A 19606-nucleotide genomic window follows, 5' to 3' on the forward strand; every position below is an offset into this window, starting at 1 on the left:
GGGGTTAGGTTGCGGTCAAGTTTCGCGGCTTCTCCCTGGTGGGTTTGGGTGGCTTTGCCGAGCTGCTCTTGAAGCGGAAGCTGTCATTGCCGGTCTCGAGGATATGGCAGTGATGGGTGAGCCGGTCGAGCAGGGCCGTGGTCATCTTGGCATCGCCGAAGACGGCAGCCCATTCGGAGAAGCTGAGATTGGTGGTGATGATCACGCTGGTGCGCTCATAGAGCTTGCTCAGCAGGTGGAACAGCAAGGCGCCGCCCGAGGTGCTGAACGGCAGGTAGCCGAGCTCGTCGAGGATGACGAGGTCGGCATGGAGGAGCCGACCGGCGATCTGACCCGCTTTGCCTTGGGCCTTCTCCTGTTCGAGAGCGTTGACGAGCTCGACGGTAGAGAAGAAGCGGACCCGCCTGTGATGATGCTCGACGGCGTGGACGCCGAGAGCCGTGGCGATGTGGGTCTTGCCGGTACCGGGACCACCGATCAGGACGACGTTGTGCGCGTCGTCGAGGAACTCGCAGCGATGGAGTTGGCGCACGAGCGCCTCATTGACCTCGCTGCTGGTGAAGTCGAAGCCGGCGAGGTCGCGATAGGCCGGGAAGCGGGCGGCCTTGAGCTGATAGGCGGTCGAGCGCACCTCCCGCTCGGCGGTCTCTGCCTTCAGGAGCTGTGAGAGGATCGGCATGGCGGTCTCGAAGGCGGGAGACCCCTGTTCGATGAGTTCGGCAGCGGCTTGCGCCATGCCGTGCATCTTGAGGCTTCTCAGCATAATGACGAGGGCTCCGCTGGCCGGATCATGACGCATGGCGCGCCTCCCTGGCCCTGCGGAGGGCGTCATAGCGTTCGACATTGGCTTGAGGCTCGGTGGTCAGCGTAAGGGCGCCAGGAGCTGGGATCGTCGGCGTGCTCAGCGGTGTACCGTCGATCAGGCGGTGCAGCAGATTGAGGATGTGGGTCTTGGTCGGCACGCCTGCTTGCAGCGCGAGTTCGACGGCCGTGAGCACGACCTGCTCGTCATGCTGGAGGACCAGGGACAGGATCTCCACCATCTCGCGGTCACCGCCCGGCCGCTTGAGCAGATGCTGCTGCAAGGATCGGAACGCCGGCGGCATCTCGGCGAACGGTGCGCCGTTGCGCAATGCGCCGGGCTTGCGCTGGACCACGGCCAGATAATGCCGCCAGTCATAGACGGTCCGGCTCTGGCGATCATGGGAGCGAGCGAACACCCGACCATGCTCACAGATGGCCTGTCCCTCAGCGACCACAACGATCCGGTCGGGATAGACACGCAAGCTCACCGGGCGGTTGGCGAAGGAGGCCGGCACGCTGTAGCGATTGCGCTCGAGGTGGACGAGGCAGGTCGGGGAAACGCGCTTGGCGTGTTCGACGAAGCCGTCGAACGGCCGCGGCATCGGCATCAGGTGGCGGATCTCCTCAGCCCACACATCGGCGATCGAGCCGGGTTGCGAGCCGTGCCCGGCCTGCGACCACAGCTCCCGGCACCGGGTCTCGAGCCACTCGTTCAAGGCCTCCAGCGAGGGGACGTTCGGTATGGGTTGCCAGAGCCGATGACGGGCATCCTGTACGTTCTTCTCGATCTGCCCCTTCTCCCAGCCGGAGGCCGGGTTGCAGAACTCCGCCTCGAACAGGAAGTGGCTGACCATGGCCGAGAAGCGGATGTTGACCTGGCGCTCCTTGCCCCGGCCGACCTTGTCGACGGCCGTTCGCATGTTGTCGTAAATCCCCCGCCGCGGCACGCCGCCCAGTACCCGGAAGGCGTGGTTATGGGCGTCGAACAGCATCTCGTGGGTCTGCTGCGGGTAGGCTCGCAGAGTGAAGGCGCGGCTGTAGGACAGCTTGACGTGAGCGACCTGCAGCTTGGTGCGCTCGCCGGCGATGATCGCCCAGTCCTCAGACCAGTCGAACTGGAACGCCTCTCCGGGCACAAAGGCCAGCGGCACGAAGGTGCCGCGGCCGCTGGTCTGCTGCTCGCGCAACCGGGCGGCCTTCCAGTCGCGGGCAAAGGCCGCCACCCGATTGTAGGAGCCCTCATAGCCCAACGTCACGAGATCGGCGTGCAACTGCTTGACGGTGCGCTTGTGCTTGCGCGACTTGCCGCTCTCCACCCGCAGCATCGCCGCGAGCTTGTCGGCATAGGGATCGAGCTTGCTCGGCCGGTCCGGAACGTGAAACCGGGGTTCGACGCTGTCCGCTCGCAGGTACTTACGCACGGTGTTCCGTGAGAGCCCGGTGCGGCGGGATATCTCCCGGATCGAGCTACGATCCCTATGATGCCAGCGTCGGATGACGCTCAATAACTCCATGTCGATCACTCCGCTGTCCCCCGCGTGTGCCGCGTGAGACGTGGTGAAAACATGGGTCACTTCTCGATGGAAAAATCCGCTCCTGCAGGGTCAGATCTCAGTGGAAATCAACAGACTCGATGCGAGCAAGTCGGTTTTCGGACGCTTTTGTCCCTTTTCGCCCTTTTTCCTCGTCTGCCTTAAGCTCTGCAATTTCCTCGTTGAGATTCTTCGCGATCCAATCACGGATGTCCGAATTAAAACCCTCGATGAGGGTCCACGCAAAGCTGTGGATGGTACGTACATTAAATAGCCGATCAAAGCGCAATCGCCTTGTAATCTCGTCAGACGCGACATTTGTATATGTCACTACCGCTACCCGTTGGCCTCGCAAGTTTAAGCGGGGGCCATGCTTTTCCCGTATGTGCTCAAGCGCGTTTACGAGCGATCTCGTTTTTCCTGAGCCGGCGCCGGCGTATAGAAAGAAGCTTCGCGGTTGCTCAAGAGTCAGGCAAGCCGCAATCTCGCCATCGACATGATCGTCTAGGTTAAGGTTATTTGCCGTCAGACTTTGCATCAGGCTGCCTGCTTTTGATCGGCAGCGGGCACCGGGATCGCAAGGCCCAACTCTTTTTGTCGCTTACGAAGTTGCTCCCGTAACCATAGTAGCCCTTCTTGAATATAGAAGGGAGGTTTGAGTGATTTGCCTTCTTCCAACTCAAGGAGGTCAAGCGCGAGCTCCGCTTTACTGCCTACCTCCAAGCTTTTGCCAATGGCTATTCCCAGCGCTGCTACGCTTGCGCTGTTGTTTACTGCGTCCTTGAACTTCTTGAGAAGGCCGGTTCCGTTCACGGTATTGAAGAGGTTGATGTTGGCGAAGACCAATGCGTCTTCCAACGTATAAGCTAGGGCTTCTTCGGTCGTGCCGTTGAAGCTGACTTGGACAGGGCATTGGTAAGCGACCCGAACGGAGAACTGTCTTGCGGCATCGTACAACTCCTTGTCCGGTTCCGTCTTATCTAGAAGTTCGTCGATTTTATCAGTTTTAGGATGCCAGGATTTTAGAGTCTGATTTCTTGAGGTCTGCCCTGCGGCTCGCTGAGGCCTGGCCGACTTTCCATCGGTCCCCACCGCGTCAATATCGGTAATTATGAGGGTGGGAAGCGCGAGATTCTCGATCAGGCCTTTCAAGCGATGAGCGTGGCTTCCACCGATCTCAAGCCACGTGACATAACATTCCTGGAGGAAATGGAATTCGGCGTGTTCACGAATGAAATATGGTGTGAGGATACGCTCGGCGGGCCCTTCGATCAGAACAGCCGCGTCCGCAAAGAACAGATCGCAATGCGTCACCTTGAGGTAACGGGTGACGAACCTTTTGGTCTCTTCGTTCGGACCAAAGGTGCTTGCGACGTTTACGACGCAAGAGGTCGGGATATCGTTATTGCCTGCTGCGATGCGGCGGAAGTAGCGAAGGGAGGAAAACTCGCATTCATGCGCGATATGGCTTGAATGCGTACTTACGATCAGTTGCGTATTCAGTTCCGTCTTCTTGCCTAGCTCGGGATGATTTCGAAGAATCTTGTAGGCTTGACGAATGAAAACCTGTTGCACCTGCGTATGCAGGTGTGCTTCGGGTTCCTCGATCAGAACCAGATGAAGGGGAGCCTGAGATGCCTTGCCTGAGGCCGTCGCTTTCGACTGCGCTTTGCGGACCAGCATCCACGCGTCACGAAAACTCATCAGCCGGAACACCATCGATATCAAGTTCTGATATCCGAGCCCGTTTGAATCCTCCGGCAGATGGAGATCTGAAACGACGGCACCGTTTGTCATTTGGATAACGTAACGAACCGCGGACTCATGATTGAGTCCTTCAACCGGTCGAAGCCGGGTCGAAATACTCAACTTCGGATCACTCACACCTGGATAGCCAAGTTGTTCCATCTCTTGCAGCGCGGCCTTGAATCCGTCCTCAAGGCGCGCGTCAAAGGCCTTCTGAGCATCTTCGATTGCCTGGAGCGCCTGAAGGTCTTGCGCGTCGGGATAGTCTAGCGGATTCAAATGTCGGTCGTAGTAACGGCGAAGCTGAGCAGAGAGCTTCCGCGTGCCTGTAGCGGTGACCGAACCCTGGTCCTCGTCATCAATGAATCCATCGGTTTCACTTCCAAACCCGCGCTGAGCACTGATTTCATTTATACGAATGAGCCCATTAAAGGGATCATCTTCTAAGGCGGTGGCGTCCGGGGTAAGCGCTTGAGGTTTCGCAATGCCGTGCTCCGGATCTGCAAGAAGGTCAGGATTTAATATGTACGCCTTGACGGTAAAAGACTGATTCAATCGTCGCTGCAAGAAATCAGCCAAGTCTTTGGGCCAAAGCGCTACCGTGATTGCAGGAAGAGACACAGTCGCTTGGTCTGCCGCGGAGTTTGCTGAGGCTGGCACTACAGCAGCCGCCGATTGGTACGCAGCTTTCGCTTCATCTCTCGCTGTCAGATACTGCTTCTGCAACTCGGCAGCATCTTTTGGTTCGAAGCGTAGACGAACACCGAGGGTGCCGCCTGTCCAATCGAGTTTGGGCAGTATTTTCTGGACATAATGGATTTCGTTCGGCTCCACGTGAAGCCATATGTCCAGTGCTGGCAGCACGCTCTGCCAATCGGGATCGGGAAGCGGTTGACCAGTAGCAAAAGCAGTTTCCCAACTGGTGCCCATTGCGATAATGGCAGGCCAGTGAGATACCGTGAAATCATTGAGGTTGAAGCTTTTTCGTTCTCGCTCTACCAGGAAATATCGGAGAGCTACCATTGCAGAAGTTTTTCCACTGTTATTGGCGCCAACAAACACTGTCTTATCTTTGGCAAAACTAACGCGCGTTGACCGCAGTTTTCTAAAGTTAGCAATCTCGACAAACTCGATGCGCATTCTGTTCCCCCCTCCAGCGTCCCAAGTATAAGTGCAGACAGCCCCATCGCAACTGACAGCTGTGAGGTTTTTAGAGCGTTACCCGGTTCTTGTGTTTGCATCGCCTCACTTTTCAATTGCCTCGGATAAGACGTTACGGAACCGTTCGGCGGGCAGCCCATCCGCCCATTTAGTCGTCGTCCGACTTCAACGCGGGTTCACCGGCTCGATGCGGTACCTCTTCCTGAATTCTCGGAGCACCATTTCGAGCGTTGCCTCAAAAGCCCCTTGATCGAACATCATCGATTTGTTCGCCTCGTGGAGATAGCGCCAGTCTATAAAGGCGCCGCGATGCTGATGAAGAATGTCGCGAATGCCGTAGTCGACGTACAAAAGGTTGAAATGGTACGGCGCCACGGACCTCTTGAACTCCGCATCAAGTTTGTCTTGGCTCTCCGGCTTCAAGCAATTGAACAGCTTCGCTAAATCGTGAGATTTGAGCATTACTTTCGGATCGTCGTGGTCGAAGACGGCCCAGGCTTTGAGTGCCAGCTCCATCGAAAGCGCCAACAGCATCGGCTCGACACCCACGTGCTCGTGCTCATCCAATTCTTCGGGCTCTCTAAAACTCAGGTCTGGGAAACTCTGAGTCTTCCGCAAGATCGCTTTGGCCGCTTCGCCGAGCCTGATGGCGGTTGTCAAACGCGCGCTCACCGATAGATTCCTTAAGCTGTTGTATGGACGTTCGAGTCGAGCCAGCCTGTGGGGACTACTGATCCCAAATCCGGCATATCTCGCAAGCGATTCCCCGTCCGGTATGATGGATTGGATCGCATCAACAGTCTGCAACATAGATGGACGTTGCGGCCGCCGCACCGGGGCTTGCTGAACATAATCCTATTATTGCCGCATTCCAGGTATAGGAATACATCCTTCCAAGGAGGCGGATATGCGGCGATCGAAAAATGCGAGCAGGGTCACACCGTTTTGGCTGATCGCCACCAATACGCTGGTCAATTTCGCGCGGTTGATTGTCGATATCATCCGTCTGAGCTAGCGGCTGCCAGTTTCTGCTGTGCGCTCCAAGACACCGGAAGATCGACCTTCCATAGGAGTTGGTGGAGTGTCAGTCCATACGGTTGCGTGCCGGCAAAAATTCGCCGCGTCAGTTCTGGCGAGAGAAATGCCAGACGGAGCACGAAGGCCGCGTAGCGCTCGTCGGTGTCATAGGCTCGCGCGATGTCCCGCATGGTTGCAAAGCGTTCCGTGTGCAGGTCATGCCACCAGCGATGGGCCTGAGCGACAGCCTTGACGAGGGCGGGGTCGGGTAGAGGTGCGGGGTCGCCGGCGGCCGGGATGATCAGTTTGAGCTCAAGTCCGCGTCGCGCGAACCGGATCGGTTCGCGAATAGTCGCAGCATACTCTTCACTTGCGCCCGGCTCGGTCGCGGCGGCGATACTTAGATCGATCGCGACATGATCGTCCGCGAGGCGGATCTCTTTGACAGTTTTGCTGATGACATCAGTGCGGGCGGCATCATCTGCTGCCAGCATGTCTCCGAGCGATCTCGCATGCTCGATTGTCGATGAAACATCCCGTGAAGTTCCAGAACATTGAGACGTGATCCAAACTGGATCGCGCAGAAATTTTGTCAGAAGATTTGCAATCGCCGGTTCCAGCGTCGCGGCCGGGATGCACAGCCGGGTCGATTTGGCCTCATCGGGTCGAAGCAGCGACCGGTAGTATCGGTGGCGGACGCCGTTCTTGTTGGAATGAGTAATTCCCATCCGCCGACCGCGTGGATCGCGGAGAAGTCCTGCCAGAAGGCTGCGATGCCTGGAACTCGTCGAACCGCGTGGACGCCGAGAGTTTTCAGCGAGTTGCGCTTGCACAGCATCCCATGTGCCCGTATCGACGATTGCATCGTGCAGGCCTTCGTGAACAACACCACGATGCTTGATCTTGCCGGCATAGATGACATTGCCCAGCATCTGATAGAGATGCCCCCGATGAAAGGGTCGGCTGCCGCTTAAATTGCCTGCAGCAGATCGATAGGTCGGCGTCACGATTCCATCTTGTTTGAGGGATCTCTCGACAGCTTCGACCGTTCCAAGCTCAAGATATCGAGCAAATATGGTACGTACCAAGCTGGCTTCATTCGGCGCGATGACAAGCCGTCGATCTTCGCGGCGATATCCCATCGGCACATGACCTCCCATCCACATGCCTTTGGCTTTGGAAGCCGCAATCTTGTCGCGGATGCGCTCACCGGTGACCTCGCGTTCGAACTGGGCGAAGGAGAGAAGGACATTGAGGGTCAGGCGCCCCATCGAGCTCGTGGTGTTGAAGGCTTGGGTGACCGAGACGAAGGATGTGGTGTTGGCATCGAAGATCTCGACGATCTTGGCGAAGTCGGCGAGCGAGCGGGTCAGGCGGTCGACCTTGTAGACGACCACCACGTCGATCTTGTTGGCCGCGATGTCCGTGAGCAAGGCATTGAGCGCCGGCCGCTCCAGCGAGCCGCCGGAATAGCCGCCATCGTCATAGAGAGTGGGGATGACGGTCCAGCCTTCGTGCTTCTGGCTGACGATATAGGCTTCGCAGGCCTCGCGCTGAGCATGCAGCGAGTTGAAGTCCTGCTCCAGTCCTTCCTCGGAGCTTTTGCGGGTGTAGATCGCGCAGCGCAGTTTCTTGTCAGCCATGGACGGACTCCGGGGCTGATGAAGAGCTTTCAGGGGGCACACTGTCCAGTGTCGGACATAGCGGTGTTCCTCGGCCGTTCTTGGGATGTCCGGCCCTGTTCGCTTTCATATTGGCGGGCGCCGGTTTCTTGATGCCGAAGAACACCCAGCCATTCCATTTGGTGCCGGTGATCGTCTGCGCGATCTCGGTCAGCGATCCGAAGCTTTTGCCGTCCCAGTCGAAGCCATTGCGGGTGACGGTGACCTCATAGAGCCGGCCATGCCATTGCCGGATCAGTCTGGTGCCGGGTTTGAGCTTCCTGTTCTGGCGTTTCGGTTTCGGCGGAGGCTCGCCCTTCGGCACGATGGTGGCGACGGCGTCCTCGAGCTTTTTCCTCGTCTCGCGGTCGAGCCCGCCCAGCAGTTTGGCCTGCAGCGCATGACCGACCGCAAGTTCGATCAGGCCGCGGCGCATATATTTGGGCAGCGCCGACCCGGTGAGATCGCGGAAGCGGGTTTTCAACTCGTCGAGCGAGAGCTCGCCCAGGCGGGCGAGCTCCCTGTCGATATCCCGCGGAGCAAGATCGTGCTTGGCCATGCTCACGCCGCCTTGCCGGCTGGGGCCTTGGCGATGCGGTAGACCGTGGTCGTCTTGTCCCGGGCCTTGCCGCGCTCGATCGCATACCCCTTCTTCCTAAGACCCGTCAGCGCCGCCCGCGTCGAATGCGGCAACCAGCCGGTGGCCTCGATCAAGGCCGCGATCGAGGCGCCGTCCTTACGCTCGAGCAGCTTGATCACCGCCGCGGTCTTGCCGCCGGGCGCAGGGTCGGATGCGGGTTTGGACGCGGCTTGCGGTTTGACGCTCTTGGCCGCGCAAGCCGCAGGCGCCTTGGCGTGCATCTCCTTGGCGGCCACGGGCGCGGATGGGCACGGGGTTTTGCGGCCCGGTTTTACCGCTGCCGGAATCCTGGCCGGATCCGCATTCTTGGGTTGGGTGGCAGGAGCCAGCTCCGTCGCGACGGCGGGAGTGCCGTCATCGGCCGCCTCGCCGGCTCCCGGTGCGCCGCCGGCAATGACGCCGATCGCGACCAGGCCGAGTTCGGTGATGATGAGTGCGCGCGGCTCGTTGGTCTCTTCGCTGTGCCGCCAGACCGGCATCGCCCGCTCGCTCGGCACGTCTTCGAGAAGACCACGCTCGATGAGGGCCTCCAGCGCCTTGACGAAGCGCGCAGTGAGTTGGCTGGGAAGCTCTACCGCGCGGTCCTCGCGCTGGGCGGCTTTGGACAGAACAACAAGCTGGGCATCAGTAAGTTTTGCCATGGTCGACCTCGTCGGGTTGCGACGGCACTGGCGCCGTCACCACCCGAAGCCCCGGATCGGCGCGATGCCAGCGGGGCTTGGTCGATGGCAGGGCATCATCGCCCCGTCCTTACGCCACAGCAATGCTTGCCGTGCCGGCGAAGGGAAGTCCTTTCTGCAGCGTTATACGAATTTCTGGCAGAGCGGCCCGCCTTTCATCTGTGGTTCGATCCGGGCATCAACGACAAACCCATCGGATTTCGGCACCACCAGCATGATCTGCTCACCGGGACCAATGACACCGCCCTTCGTATGGATCCCGGCCTGCGGCGCGCGGACATCGATGCGAACAAGTTGATCCAGTGCAGTGGTGCGGCGCTCAGTTGGTCAGTCCCCATGGGGTGATCCGTTTGGAACGTTAATGCATGTTCAGTTTGCTGGCCACGGCCGGTGTTGCAGCCGGTCCGTTCTGGGTTGGCAGCCTAGGCCGGCGCGAGCACGTCTTGTCGGCATTCGCACACGATTTCCAGGAGGTAGTTGAGAGCTTCCTACTCTGTCCGGCCTTAGGCGACAGTTGCCGCACAACTTCGCCGATATCAGGCTGATCGCTTCAGACCGACTCGCCGCTGGCGCTTTCAATATCGCTGTTGACGATCCAATCGCGCGCTGCTTAACTGGATAGACCAATTTGGTATGACTGGTCCGTTTTTCTTTCGGACATGTTTCATCGGAGGTCGTTGGCCAAGATCAGCTTTCAATCGCCAGGGAACGATCGGGAAACAAAATCCCGACGATGGAGGAAACAACATCATGGGTATAACGAACAGTCTTTCGCTGAAGGCTGCGGCCTTCGTCGCTGTGTCAGTCATGACTTTGCCGGTGCTGGCCGCCGGGAGCGATGTGACCATCGTGCTCGACGTTCAACCGGATCAAGTGGACGCCTGCCAGGCGTCGAAGTCGCAGGTCGGCAAGGTCATTAAGCAGAACGTGACCGAGACGCTGACCGAGATTGACCCGGCCAGCGGCAAAGTGCTCCCGCGCCTTGCAACGGAGTGGTCGCAGACCGACCCGCAGACGTGGCGTCTGAAGCTTCGCGAAAATGTGAAGTTCCACGACGGCACGCCGTTTAACGGCGAGGCCCTTAAAGTGGCGTTCGCGCGCCTTCTCAACGAGAAGCTGGACTGCGAAATCCGCGTCAAATATTTCGGCGGCCTGACGGTCGATGTCGGCGTGCTCGGCGAGCACGAAGTCGAGATCAAGACCAACAAGCCGATTCCGATTCTGCCGACGCTCCTCAGCACCGTGACGGTTCCGGCACCCAGCACGCCGCACGATGAATACTCGCGCCAGCCGATCGGCACGGGTCCTTACACCTTCGCCGATTGGCAGGCCGGCAAGAACATCGTTCTGAAGCGGTTCGATGAGTATTGGGGCGAGAAGCCGGCGGTGACGTCCGCGACCTATGTCTGGCGCCAGGAATCGACGGTCCGCGCGGCGATGGTTGCTTCGGGTGAAGCGGACATCGCGTTCAACATCGCGGTTCAGGATGCCATCGACCCCAGGACGGACTTCAGCTACCTGAACGCGGAGACCACGCGTCTGCGCATCGATGTGCCGATCGCGCCGCTCGACGACATCCGCGTGCGGCAGGCGCTGAACTATGCCATCGACCGCGATGCGCTGCAGGGAACGATCTTCAGCGAAGACGTCATCCCAGCGACGCAACTCGTCGTCCCCGGCACCAATGGTCATAACCCTGATCTGAAGCCCTACGTCTATGACCTCGACAAGGCCAAGGAACTCTTGAAGCAGGCCGAGGCGGCGGGCGTTCCGGTCAAGAAGGAGATCCTGCTGGTTGGCCGTCACAACTTCTTCCCGAACTCGGAAGAGGCGGTTCAGGCGCTCCAGGCCATGTACAGTGCCGCTGGGTTGAACGTGAAACTGCAGATGACGGAATCGTCCGAATGGTACGATGCGCTGTTCAAGCCGTTCGCGGAAAGCCGGGGCCCTAACTTGTTCCTCGATCAGCATGACAACACGTCTGGCGACGCTTCGCTGACAATCTACGCGAAGTATCACTCCAACGGCGGTCAGTCTGTTCTGAACGACAAGGAACTCGACGATCTGATCGACCGCGCCAATGTGGCAACCGGAGAAGAACGCACCAAGCTCTACCAGCAGGCCTTCAAGCGCATCCATGAAGAACTGGTCGGCGATGTTGCGCTGTTTCACATGGTCGGATTCACGCGCGTAAACGGTCGTCTGGAATTCAAACCGACCCTTGCAACTAACGGCGAGCTTCAACTCGCGCAGATCAAAATCCGATAATATCGATGCCGGCCGCGGTACGCCGCGGCCGGCTTTACGCGTGAGGCTTTTGAAATGAGCGGATATATCCTGCGACGCGGGGGGCAGAGCCTTGTAGCGCTTATGGCGCTTCTGGTGCTCGTTTTCTTCCTGTCCCGCCTGACGGGCAATCCTACCGATCTATATATGCCGATGGATGCTTCGCTTGAGCAGCGCGAGGCGTTTGCCACCAAGCACGGCTTCAACGATCCCCTGTATGTGCAGTTTGGAAACTTTGTCGCGAACATCGCCAAGTTCGACTTTGGTGACTCAATTTTCCAGGGGCGCCCGGCCATGACGGCCGCGCTTGAGGCTTTCCCGGTTACGCTGCGGCTCGCGCTCATTACCATGGTGCTCGCGCTCGGCCTTGCGGTGCTGATAGGCTCGCTTGCCGCCTATCGCCCCGGTGGTCTGTTTGACCGCGTGGCGAGCCTGCTTACGATCAGCAGCGCCTCGACGCCGGATTTCTGGCTGGCGATCGTCGGCATCCTCATCTTTTCCGTGACACTGGGCTGGCTGCCGACCTCCGGAACCGGAACCATCTGGCACTGGCTGCTGCCGGTGGGTGTTCTGCTCGTGCGGCCGCTGGGTCTACTGACGCAGGTGGTGCGCATGTCGATGATCAGCGCGCTGGCGTCGCCGTATGTCAAAACAGCGCGGGCCAAGGGCGCGCCGAAACGGCGCGTTGTCTTTGTACATGCGCTTCGCAATTCCATGCTTTCCGTTGTCACCGTGGCCGGCGATCAGGCCGCCGCGCTCATCAACGGAGCGGTCGTTGTCGAGACCGTGTTCGGTTGGCCTGGCATCGGGAACCTAATGATCGGGGCGATCAAGCAGCGCGATTTCGCGGTGCTGCAAGCGTGTATTCTTGTTACGGCTGTTGCGATCTTTCTGATGAACATTCTGATCGACTTCGCCTACTCCCGCCTTGATCCGCGGATTCGCGGCTAGGAGCGGTGATGAAACTCAACAACGCATTTTCTCTTTTGCGCGGCGACAAGCTTGCCTTCGCCGCGGCGATCTATCTCGCCGTCGTCGTGGTGCTCGCGCTGATCGGCCCGGAGCTGTTCGGGAAGACGGCGACGGCAATCAACCTGCGGGCGCGTAATCTTGCGAGTTTCGATCTGAGCCAGGGCTGGCAATACATTCTGGGCTCAGACTCCCTTGGCCGCAGCGTTCTGGCCCGCATAATGGTTGGCGCAAGGAACACGATCGGAATCGCATTCGGCTCGGTAATCGCCTCGCTTTGCATCGGCGGCGCGATCGGGATCATCGCCGGATTGAGCCGGGGGACGCTGGGCAGCATCATCGTCCGTTCCGTGGACGTCATAATGAGCTTCCCATCACTGCTGCTCGCACTAATCGTTCTGTACGTTATGGGGCCGGACCCGGTGAACATCATCGTTGTTCTCGCGATCACACGTCTGCCGGTCTACATCCGCACCGCCAGGGCTGAGGTGCTCGAAATTCGCGAGCGCGCCTTCGTGTCTGCCTCGCGGGTAATGGGCGCGAGCGGATTTCATATCGCGGTGCGCCATATCGTGCCCCTCGTGCTGCCGACACTTTTGATCATTGCTGCGCTTGATTTCGCTTATGTCATGCTGGCAGAATCGGCTCTCAGTTTCCTCGGCATCGGCGTCCAGCCGCCCGACATAACTTGGGGCCTGATGGTCGCCGAGGGGCGTGGATACATAAACGTGGCGTGGTCGCTTTCGTTCTGGCCCGGTCTTGCGATCATGCTGACCGCCATCGCCGCAAATCTTCTTGCGAGCTGGTTCCGTCTGGCCGCCGACCCGACACTCGCAAAAGGCAGGAAATCACCGGATGCCGCCCATGCTTGAGCAGAACGTTCCTATCCTCGATGTCGAAAATCTCGTGATCGATTTTCAGACGCCGAGCGGCATTTTCCAAGCTGTCCGCGATATCAGCTTCCGGGTCGATCGCAACGAGAGCGTTGCGATCATCGGCGAAAGCGGTTCCGGAAAGAGCGTGACGGCCAACACGGTTCTGGGCCTGCTCGATTGTCCGCCCGGCCGCATCAAATCGGGAGACATTCGCTTTCGCGGCAAGAGTCTGCTGTCGATGCGCCTACGCGAGCGGCGCGATCTTTATGGCCGCAGCATTGCGATGGTGTTTCAGGACCCGCTGACCCATCTCAACCCCGTCTACCCCGTGGGCTGGCAGATCGCCGAGGTCTGCCGCATTCACGGCATGGCGCGCCGCGAGGCGAACGAGCATGCGCTCGAGTTGATGGTACATGTAGGTATTGTGGATCCGCATAAGCGTTTTAACGCCTATCCGCACCAGTTTTCGGGCGGTCAGCGCCAGCGCATCATGATCGCGATGGCAATGGCGATGCAGCCCGATCTTCTGATCGCCGACGAGCCGACGACCGCGCTCGATGTGACCGTGCAGGCCCGAATTCTCGATCTTTTGCGCCGGCTCCAGTCCGAGACCGGCATGTCGATGCTGATGATCACGCACGATCTCGGCGTCGCGGCTGACATCGCCGACCGTGTGGTCGTCATGCAAAAAGGCAAACTGGTGGAGGAGGGCTCCGTCGAGACCGTTTTCCGCTCGCCGAAACATGCCTACACCAAGCAATTGCTTACCGACCGGTCCGAAGAATACCGTTCTTCCAAAAGTCATGACGGGGAGACGCTGATTGAGGTCTCCGGTCTAAACATTCATTACGGCGCGCATCACGCGGTGAAGGATGTGGAGTTCTCTGTTGCCAAGGGCGAGATCGTCGGCATCGTCGGCGAATCCGGTTCCGGAAAGTCGACTGTCGCCAGCACGATCCTGCGGCTGAGAGAGCCGACGTCGGGTTCGATCCGCTATCGCGGCAAGGATGTCGGCGCTCTTTCGGGGGCGGATCTGCGTGGCTATAACCGTGCCGTCCAGGCCGTGTTTCAGGATCCCTACAGCTCGCTGAATCCGCGGATGAACGTGTTCCGTGTTCTGTCCGAGCCGTGGACATTGCATCCCGATGTGCTGCCGCGTGACAAATGGCGTGCCCGGGCGGCTGAGCTGTTGGAAATGGTTGGGCTGCAGGTCTCCGATCTCGAGAAGTTTCCCGGCGAGTTCTCGGGCGGGCAGCGTCAGCGTGTTGCGATTGCCCGCGCTCTTGCGCTCAATCCCGAAGTGGTGGTGTGCGATGAGGCCGTGTCGGCGCTCGACATGACAATACAGGCGCAGATCATCACGCTCCTTACCAGCTTGCGGCGCGATCTCGGTCTTGCGTATGTCTTCATCGCGCACGATCTGACACTCGTCGAGAAGTTCGCCGACCATGTGCTTGTTATGAAGTCCGGCGAAATCGTCGAGCAGGGCGCGACGAAGGATGTGTTCGGTTCACCCAAGGACGACTATACACGCCGCCTGATCGCCGCGAGCCCGGTGGCGGACCCCAAGCTCCAGGCCGAACGTCGGCGTAGCCTTCAGCTCGCCTGAATCCTGAAATTGCCGGAGGTCCGCGCGGCGCTCCGATCTCGGGCGCGGCGGCTCAATGTCCCAGAAGACGGTCCGGCATGCCGGCCGGCGCGGGGCCGCCGGTCGCCCAGTCCATCAGTTCGATCGTATGGACTATTGGAATACCGGTTCCGCTTCCGATTTGCGTCGCGCAGCCGATATTACCGGTGGCGATAAGATCGGGGGAAGTCTTGTTTATGTTCGCGATCTTACGGTCGCGCAGGCGCCGCGCGATCTTGGGCTGGAGAATGTTGTAGGTTCCGGCCGATCCGCAGCAGATATGCCCCTCAGGCACCTCGCGCACCGTAAAGCCGAGCATTTCGAGCAGCATTTTCGGGGGCTGCCTTATCTGCTGCCCATGCTGCATAGAGCAGGCCGAGTGGTAAGCGACGGTGAGCCCCTTGCCGTTCGTGCCTTTCAGATCGCCAAGCGCGGCCGCATATTCCGTTATGTCCTTGGCGAGGGCGCTGACACGCGCGGCCTTTTCCGCGTAGGCCGGGTCGTTCCGCAGCATGAATCCGTAGTCCTTGATCGTCGTGCCGCATCCGGATGCTGTAATGATGATGGCATCGAGACCCTTGCCGTCCATCTCCGCTATCCAGACATCGACATTGCGGCGCGCGAAGTCGAGCGCGTCATGCTCGCGGCCCATATGGTGCACGAGTGCGCCGCAGCACCCTTCTCCCTCGACATTTACGACTTCGACGCCGTGACGATTGAGAAACCGCGTCGCCGCCTCGTTGTAGTGAGGCTTAAGGACAGGCTGAGCGCACCCGCCGAGAATTGCGACGCGGGCGTGGGGTGCGCGAACACGCGTGTCGGGCTGCTGCGCGGCGCGTGGCAGAAATGGCGGCGCAAGCTCCAGCATCGCACCGATCTGAGGTCCGATCGCGGGAATGACGGCAAAAGCCTTGCGGAGCGGGCGGACAATCGCGGCGGCCGTGAGTGCGGAACGGAAGCGTGCCGGATAAGGCAAAACCCATGCGAGAATGCCGCGCATGAGCCGCTGATGCAGTGGGCGCCGGTAGGTCCTCTCGATGTGCGCGCGCGCATGATCGACGAGGTGCATGTAATGCACGCCGGATGGGCAGGTCGTCATACAGGACAGGCACGAAAGGCATCTGTCGATATGCTTCACGACATTCTCTGTCGCGGGCTTTCCGCCCTCCAGCATATCCTTGATGAGATAGATGCGCCCGCGCGGGCTGTCGAGTTCGTTGCCGAGCAGAAGATAGGTCGGGCAAGTCGCCGTGCAGAAGCCGCAGTGAACGCATGTGCGCAGCACCTTCTCGGAAATCCGCGTGGCGGAGTCCTCAAGCTGTTCGCGGCTGAAATTTGTCTGCATACTACTCTCCGAACATCTCCCGGCGGCATCAGCCGCCGGCGTACATCCGCCCGGGGTTGAATATTCCAGACGGATCGAACGCCGTTTTGAGATTGCGCGCGAGCGCGGCGAGCGGCGGCGCTAGCGGCTCAAAAACCTCGATCTGCCGGCGCGTTTCGGCGCTTGCACGCATGAGGGTTGCGTGTCCGCCGCACTCGCCAAGGGCGGCGCGAATGGCTTGTGCGCCAGCATCGTCCTGATCGGCTGTTGCAAGCCAGATCAGTCCGCCACCCCAATCATAGAACCAATCGGCATCGACGGCGCGCCCGATGCTTTCCGTGATAGCTGGCGCGGACTGTGGCGGAGCACTAATGCGCCACACGGCGCGCCCGCGCGGCTCGGCCACCGGTTCCGCCTGGGCGATGTCGCGCCAGAGCGCCCGCGAGTCCTCCCCGGCGACAGCGGTGACCTGGCCGTAAGGCTTGAGCATCCTCGTCACCTGATCGCTGCGGTATTCGACCGAGAACGGCGCGCCCTCGATACGTACAAGTGTAGACGGGCCGCGCGCGCCGCGCACATGCGCCGCGCCAGTGACCTCATAAGGAGAGCCGAGTGTGACGCTGAGGGCGGCAATCCCGATCTGGTCGGCCAGTCCTTTCAGTATCAGCGTGCGCTCGTCGCGCGGGCTGGGCAGCACCTTGAATGTCACTTCGGTGAGAAAGCCGAGCGTGCCCCACGAGCCCGACATGTACCGCGCCAGATCGAGGCCGGTAACGTTTTTCATCACGCGGCCGCCGGATTTTATGGCCTCCCCGCGCCCGTTGATGAAGCGCACGCCGAGCAGCGCATCGCGCGCGGCCCCGGCCATGATCCGGCGCGGGCCGGAAAGATTCGTGGCCGCCACTGCTCCGATGGTGGGCGTGCCCTCCGTGTCCAGAAGCGGGCGAAGATCAATCGGCTCAAACGGAAGATCCTGACCTTCAGCGTGCAGCACGGAAACGACATCCTGAAGCGGCGTTCCCGCGCGTGCGGAGACGACCAGCTCGCTGGGCTCGTAAAGCGTGATACCGAAAAGACCCGACGAACTCAGTGTCTCTGTGGCCCCGACCGGGCGGCCGACGCAGGCCTTGGTGCCGCCGCCGGAAATGGCGAGCGGAGTTCCGCGCCGTGCCGCCTCGGAGACGATGCGGCCCGCGTCTTCTTCATTATCCGGTGTAAGTATGATGGCCGCCTCCCTCAGTCCGCGCGAAGCTGCTGCAGCGGAAACACCTTGCCGGGGTTCAGCAGCCAGTGGGGATCGAAGACGGAGCGCACGCGCATCTGCTGCTTAAGATCGGCATCGTTGAACTGATAGGTCATGAGATCACGTTTTTCGATGCCCACGCCGTGTTCTCCGGTGAGGCAACCGCCAACCTCGACGCACAATTTCAGAATGTCTTCGCCCGCGTGTTCGGCCTTTTCCATTTCGCCCGGCGTGTTGATGTCGAACAGAATGAGCGGATGCAGATTTCCGTCACCGGCGTGAAAGACATTGGCGACCCGCAAACCGTAATGCGCGATGATCTCGTCCATGCGCTTCAGAACGTAAGGGAGCTGGCCCGTCGGGATCGTTCCATCCATGCAGATATAGTCGGAAATCCTGCCGGTCGCGCCGAAGGCCGCCTTCCGTCCTTTCCAGATCGCCGCGCTTTCGGCGGCGGAACTGGAGACACGCACGGAGCGGGGATTGTGCTTCTTTGATATTTCGAGAATCTGCGCCAGCGTGTGCTCGATTTCCGCCTCGCCGCCCTCGACCTCGATGATCAGCATCGCCTCGACATCGAGCGGATACCCTGCGCGAGCGTAATCTTCCGTGATGCTGATTGCTTCGCGGTCCATATATTCGAGCGCGACGGGTATGATGCCGCTGGCAATGATCGCGGCGACAGCCGCGCCAGCCTCCTCGACGGTCGCGAAGCCGAGCAGGATCGGCCGAGCGCTTTCCGCCGCGCGCAGAATGCGAACCGTTGCCTCGGTGACGATGCCGAGCTGGCCTTCTGACCCGCAGATCAGCGCGAGAAAATCGTATCCACCCGAATCGAGATGGTCGCCGCCGATTTCGACCACGGTCCCGTCGGCGAGAACCATCGTCACGCCCATGAGATTGTTTGTCGTTACGCCATACTTCAGACAGTGCGCCCCGCCGGAGTTCATCGCTATGTTGCCTGCTATGCTGCAGGCGAGCTGGCTCGACGGGTCGGGCGCGTAGAAGAAGCCGGCCGGAGATACATGCTGGCTGATCGCGAGATTGGTGATGCCGGCCTGGACGCGCGCGGTGCGGTTGACATAGTTGACGGATAGGACCGTGCTCAGCCGCGAGACGCCGATGACGACCGCATCCTCAAGCGGGATCGCGCCGCCCGCGAGCGATGTACCCGCGCCGCGCGCGACGACCTTCACACCATTCTCCGTGCAGAAGCGAAGAACGCGTGACACTTCTTCCGTGCTGGCCGGCAGGACGACGGCCAGCGGCATCCGGCGATAGGCGGTCAGGCCGTCTGTCTCGAAAGCGCGGCGTTCCTCTTCGCTGGTGACCAGCGCCTCGGGCTCGACGAGCGCCGCGAGCCCGGCGATGATTTCCTTGCGTCGAGAGAGTATGTGCGGATCGGGCGGCGGAATTTCGATCATGGCTGCTCGGTGAGTTCCGCGAGCCTTAGCCCGTGCCGGAAGCGTGCAGCGTTTGAGACATAGGTTGCAGCCGCCGCGTCGAGATTGGCGTCGTCCTCCGGCGTCAGCGTTCTTATCGCCTTGGCGGGCGCGCCGACGATGAGAGAGCGTTCCGGATAGACTTTTCCTTCAAGAACGATCGCGCCCGCGCCGACCACGCTGTGAGCACCGATGACGGCGCCGTTCAGCACGATGGCGCCCATACCGATAAGGCAGCCGTCGCCGATCGTGCAGCCGTGAACGATGGCGCGGTGGCCGATCGTGCAGCCCTCACCGATATGCGCCGGAAAGCCGGGATCCGCATGTACGATAGCGCCATCCTGGATATTCGTGCGCGAGCCGATGCGGATGTCGTCATTGTCGCCGCGCAGCACCGCGCCGAACCACACGCTGACATCGCTGCCCATCGTGACCCGGCCGATTATCGTCGCGTCCGGCGCCAGCCAGGGAGATTGGCCCGCAGGGACATGCTCATCGAGTGAATAGACGGACATTTCACACCCTTGGCATCTGCGCCTATAGAAGACCAATTTGGTAATACCACTTATCGAACTGCTGTCGGGGTGTCAATTGCGCCG

16 protein-coding genes are annotated in these 19606 nt (G+C 60.2%); 4 read left to right on the plus strand and 12 right to left on the minus strand.

Annotated elements, in window-relative coordinates:
* Positions 1 to 4: 4 nt before the first annotated feature.
* The 8 genes from istB to K9D25_RS03850 all read right to left on the minus strand — a co-directional run bounded on the left by istB (position 5) and on the right by K9D25_RS03850 (position 9202).
* Positions 5 to 799, minus strand: coding sequence for an IS21-like element helper ATPase IstB (gene istB, locus K9D25_RS03815; protein WP_244376040.1), 795 nt, complete (start codon positions 797 to 799; stop codon positions 5 to 7).
* Positions 789 to 2318 (minus strand): IS21 family transposase, encoded by a 1530-nt coding sequence (istA, locus tag K9D25_RS03820; RefSeq protein WP_244450770.1) that lies wholly within the window; start codon positions 2316 to 2318, stop codon positions 789 to 791. Before istA ends, istB begins: the two co-directional genes overlap by 11 nt.
* 97 nt (positions 2319 to 2415) lie before the next feature.
* Entirely contained in the window at positions 2416 to 2874 is a 459-nt protein-coding gene (locus K9D25_RS03825; protein ID WP_244379369.1) for a UvrD-helicase domain-containing protein, read from the minus strand.
* Positions 2874 to 5222, minus strand: a complete 2349-nt coding sequence (locus K9D25_RS03830) for an AAA family ATPase (RefSeq protein WP_244379370.1) — start codon at positions 5220 to 5222, stop codon at positions 2874 to 2876. The genes K9D25_RS03825 and K9D25_RS03830 overlap by 1 nt, the downstream gene beginning before the upstream one ends.
* A 186-nt stretch (positions 5223 to 5408) precedes the next feature.
* The gene (locus tag K9D25_RS03835; protein ID WP_244379371.1) at positions 5409 to 5915 is read right to left on the minus strand and encodes a hypothetical protein; all 507 of its coding nucleotides are present in this window, start codon (positions 5913 to 5915) and stop codon (positions 5409 to 5411) included.
* Positions 5916 to 6241: 326 nt separating this feature from the next.
* A complete protein-coding gene (locus K9D25_RS03840) occupies positions 6242 to 7903 on the minus strand; it encodes a recombinase family protein (RefSeq protein WP_244379372.1) in 1662 nt (553 codons plus the stop codon).
* Positions 7896 to 8480, minus strand: a complete 585-nt coding sequence (locus K9D25_RS03845) for a DUF2924 domain-containing protein (RefSeq protein ID WP_244379374.1) — start codon at positions 8478 to 8480, stop codon at positions 7896 to 7898. The genes K9D25_RS03840 and K9D25_RS03845 overlap by 8 nt, the downstream gene beginning before the upstream one ends.
* Before the next feature lie 2 nt (positions 8481 to 8482).
* Entirely contained in the window at positions 8483 to 9202 is a 720-nt protein-coding gene (locus K9D25_RS03850) for a DUF3489 domain-containing protein (protein ID WP_244379384.1), read from the minus strand.
* Between the two features lie 789 nt (positions 9203 to 9991).
* On the opposite strand from K9D25_RS03850, the gene K9D25_RS03855 reads away from it, so the two are divergent.
* Genes K9D25_RS03855 through K9D25_RS03870 form a run of 4 tightly spaced genes read left to right on the plus strand, consistent with a single transcriptional unit; the run spans position 9992 to position 14980 of the window.
* Positions 9992 to 11509 carry an ABC transporter substrate-binding protein gene (locus K9D25_RS03855; protein WP_244379394.1) on the plus strand — a complete coding sequence of 506 codons (1518 nt, stop codon included), beginning with the start codon at positions 9992 to 9994 and terminating at the stop codon, positions 11507 to 11509.
* 54 nt (positions 11510 to 11563) lie between these two features.
* Complete coding sequence (locus tag K9D25_RS03860) at positions 11564 to 12478, plus strand: ABC transporter permease (protein WP_244379396.1); 915 nt, start codon at positions 11564 to 11566, stop codon at positions 12476 to 12478.
* 8 nt (positions 12479 to 12486) lie between these two features.
* On the plus strand, positions 12487 to 13368 hold the full coding sequence (locus K9D25_RS03865) for an ABC transporter permease (protein ID WP_244379398.1): 882 nt from the start codon (positions 12487 to 12489) through the stop codon (positions 13366 to 13368).
* On the plus strand, positions 13361 to 14980 hold the full coding sequence (locus K9D25_RS03870; RefSeq protein ID WP_244379404.1) for an ABC transporter ATP-binding protein: 1620 nt from the start codon (positions 13361 to 13363) through the stop codon (positions 14978 to 14980). The genes K9D25_RS03865 and K9D25_RS03870 overlap by 8 nt, the downstream gene beginning before the upstream one ends.
* Positions 14981 to 15032: 52 nt before the next feature.
* Here K9D25_RS03870 and glcF read toward each other — a convergent pair whose 3' ends face one another.
* Genes glcF through K9D25_RS03890 form a run of 4 tightly spaced genes read right to left on the minus strand, consistent with a single transcriptional unit; the run spans position 15033 to position 19522 of the window.
* Entirely contained in the window at positions 15033 to 16343 is a 1311-nt protein-coding gene (glcF, locus tag K9D25_RS03875; protein ID WP_244379408.1) for a glycolate oxidase subunit GlcF, read from the minus strand.
* A 28-nt stretch (positions 16344 to 16371) separates the two neighbouring features.
* A complete protein-coding gene (gene glcE, locus K9D25_RS03880; protein ID WP_244450786.1) occupies positions 16372 to 17547 on the minus strand; it encodes a glycolate oxidase subunit GlcE in 1176 nt (391 codons plus the stop codon).
* Positions 17548 to 17558: 11 nt separating this feature from the next.
* Positions 17559 to 18989 carry an FAD-linked oxidase C-terminal domain-containing protein gene (locus K9D25_RS03885; protein WP_244379410.1) on the minus strand — a complete coding sequence of 477 codons (1431 nt, stop codon included), beginning with the start codon at positions 18987 to 18989 and terminating at the stop codon, positions 17559 to 17561.
* The gene (locus K9D25_RS03890; protein WP_244379412.1) at positions 18986 to 19522 is read right to left on the minus strand and encodes a gamma carbonic anhydrase family protein; all 537 of its coding nucleotides are present in this window, start codon (positions 19520 to 19522) and stop codon (positions 18986 to 18988) included. Before K9D25_RS03890 ends, K9D25_RS03885 begins: the two co-directional genes overlap by 4 nt.
* Between the last annotated feature and the right edge of the window lie 84 nt (positions 19523 to 19606).

It is taken from the genome of Ancylobacter polymorphus (assembly GCF_022836935.1).
GTDB classification, from domain to species: domain Bacteria; phylum Pseudomonadota; class Alphaproteobacteria; order Rhizobiales; family Xanthobacteraceae; genus Ancylobacter; species Ancylobacter polymorphus_A.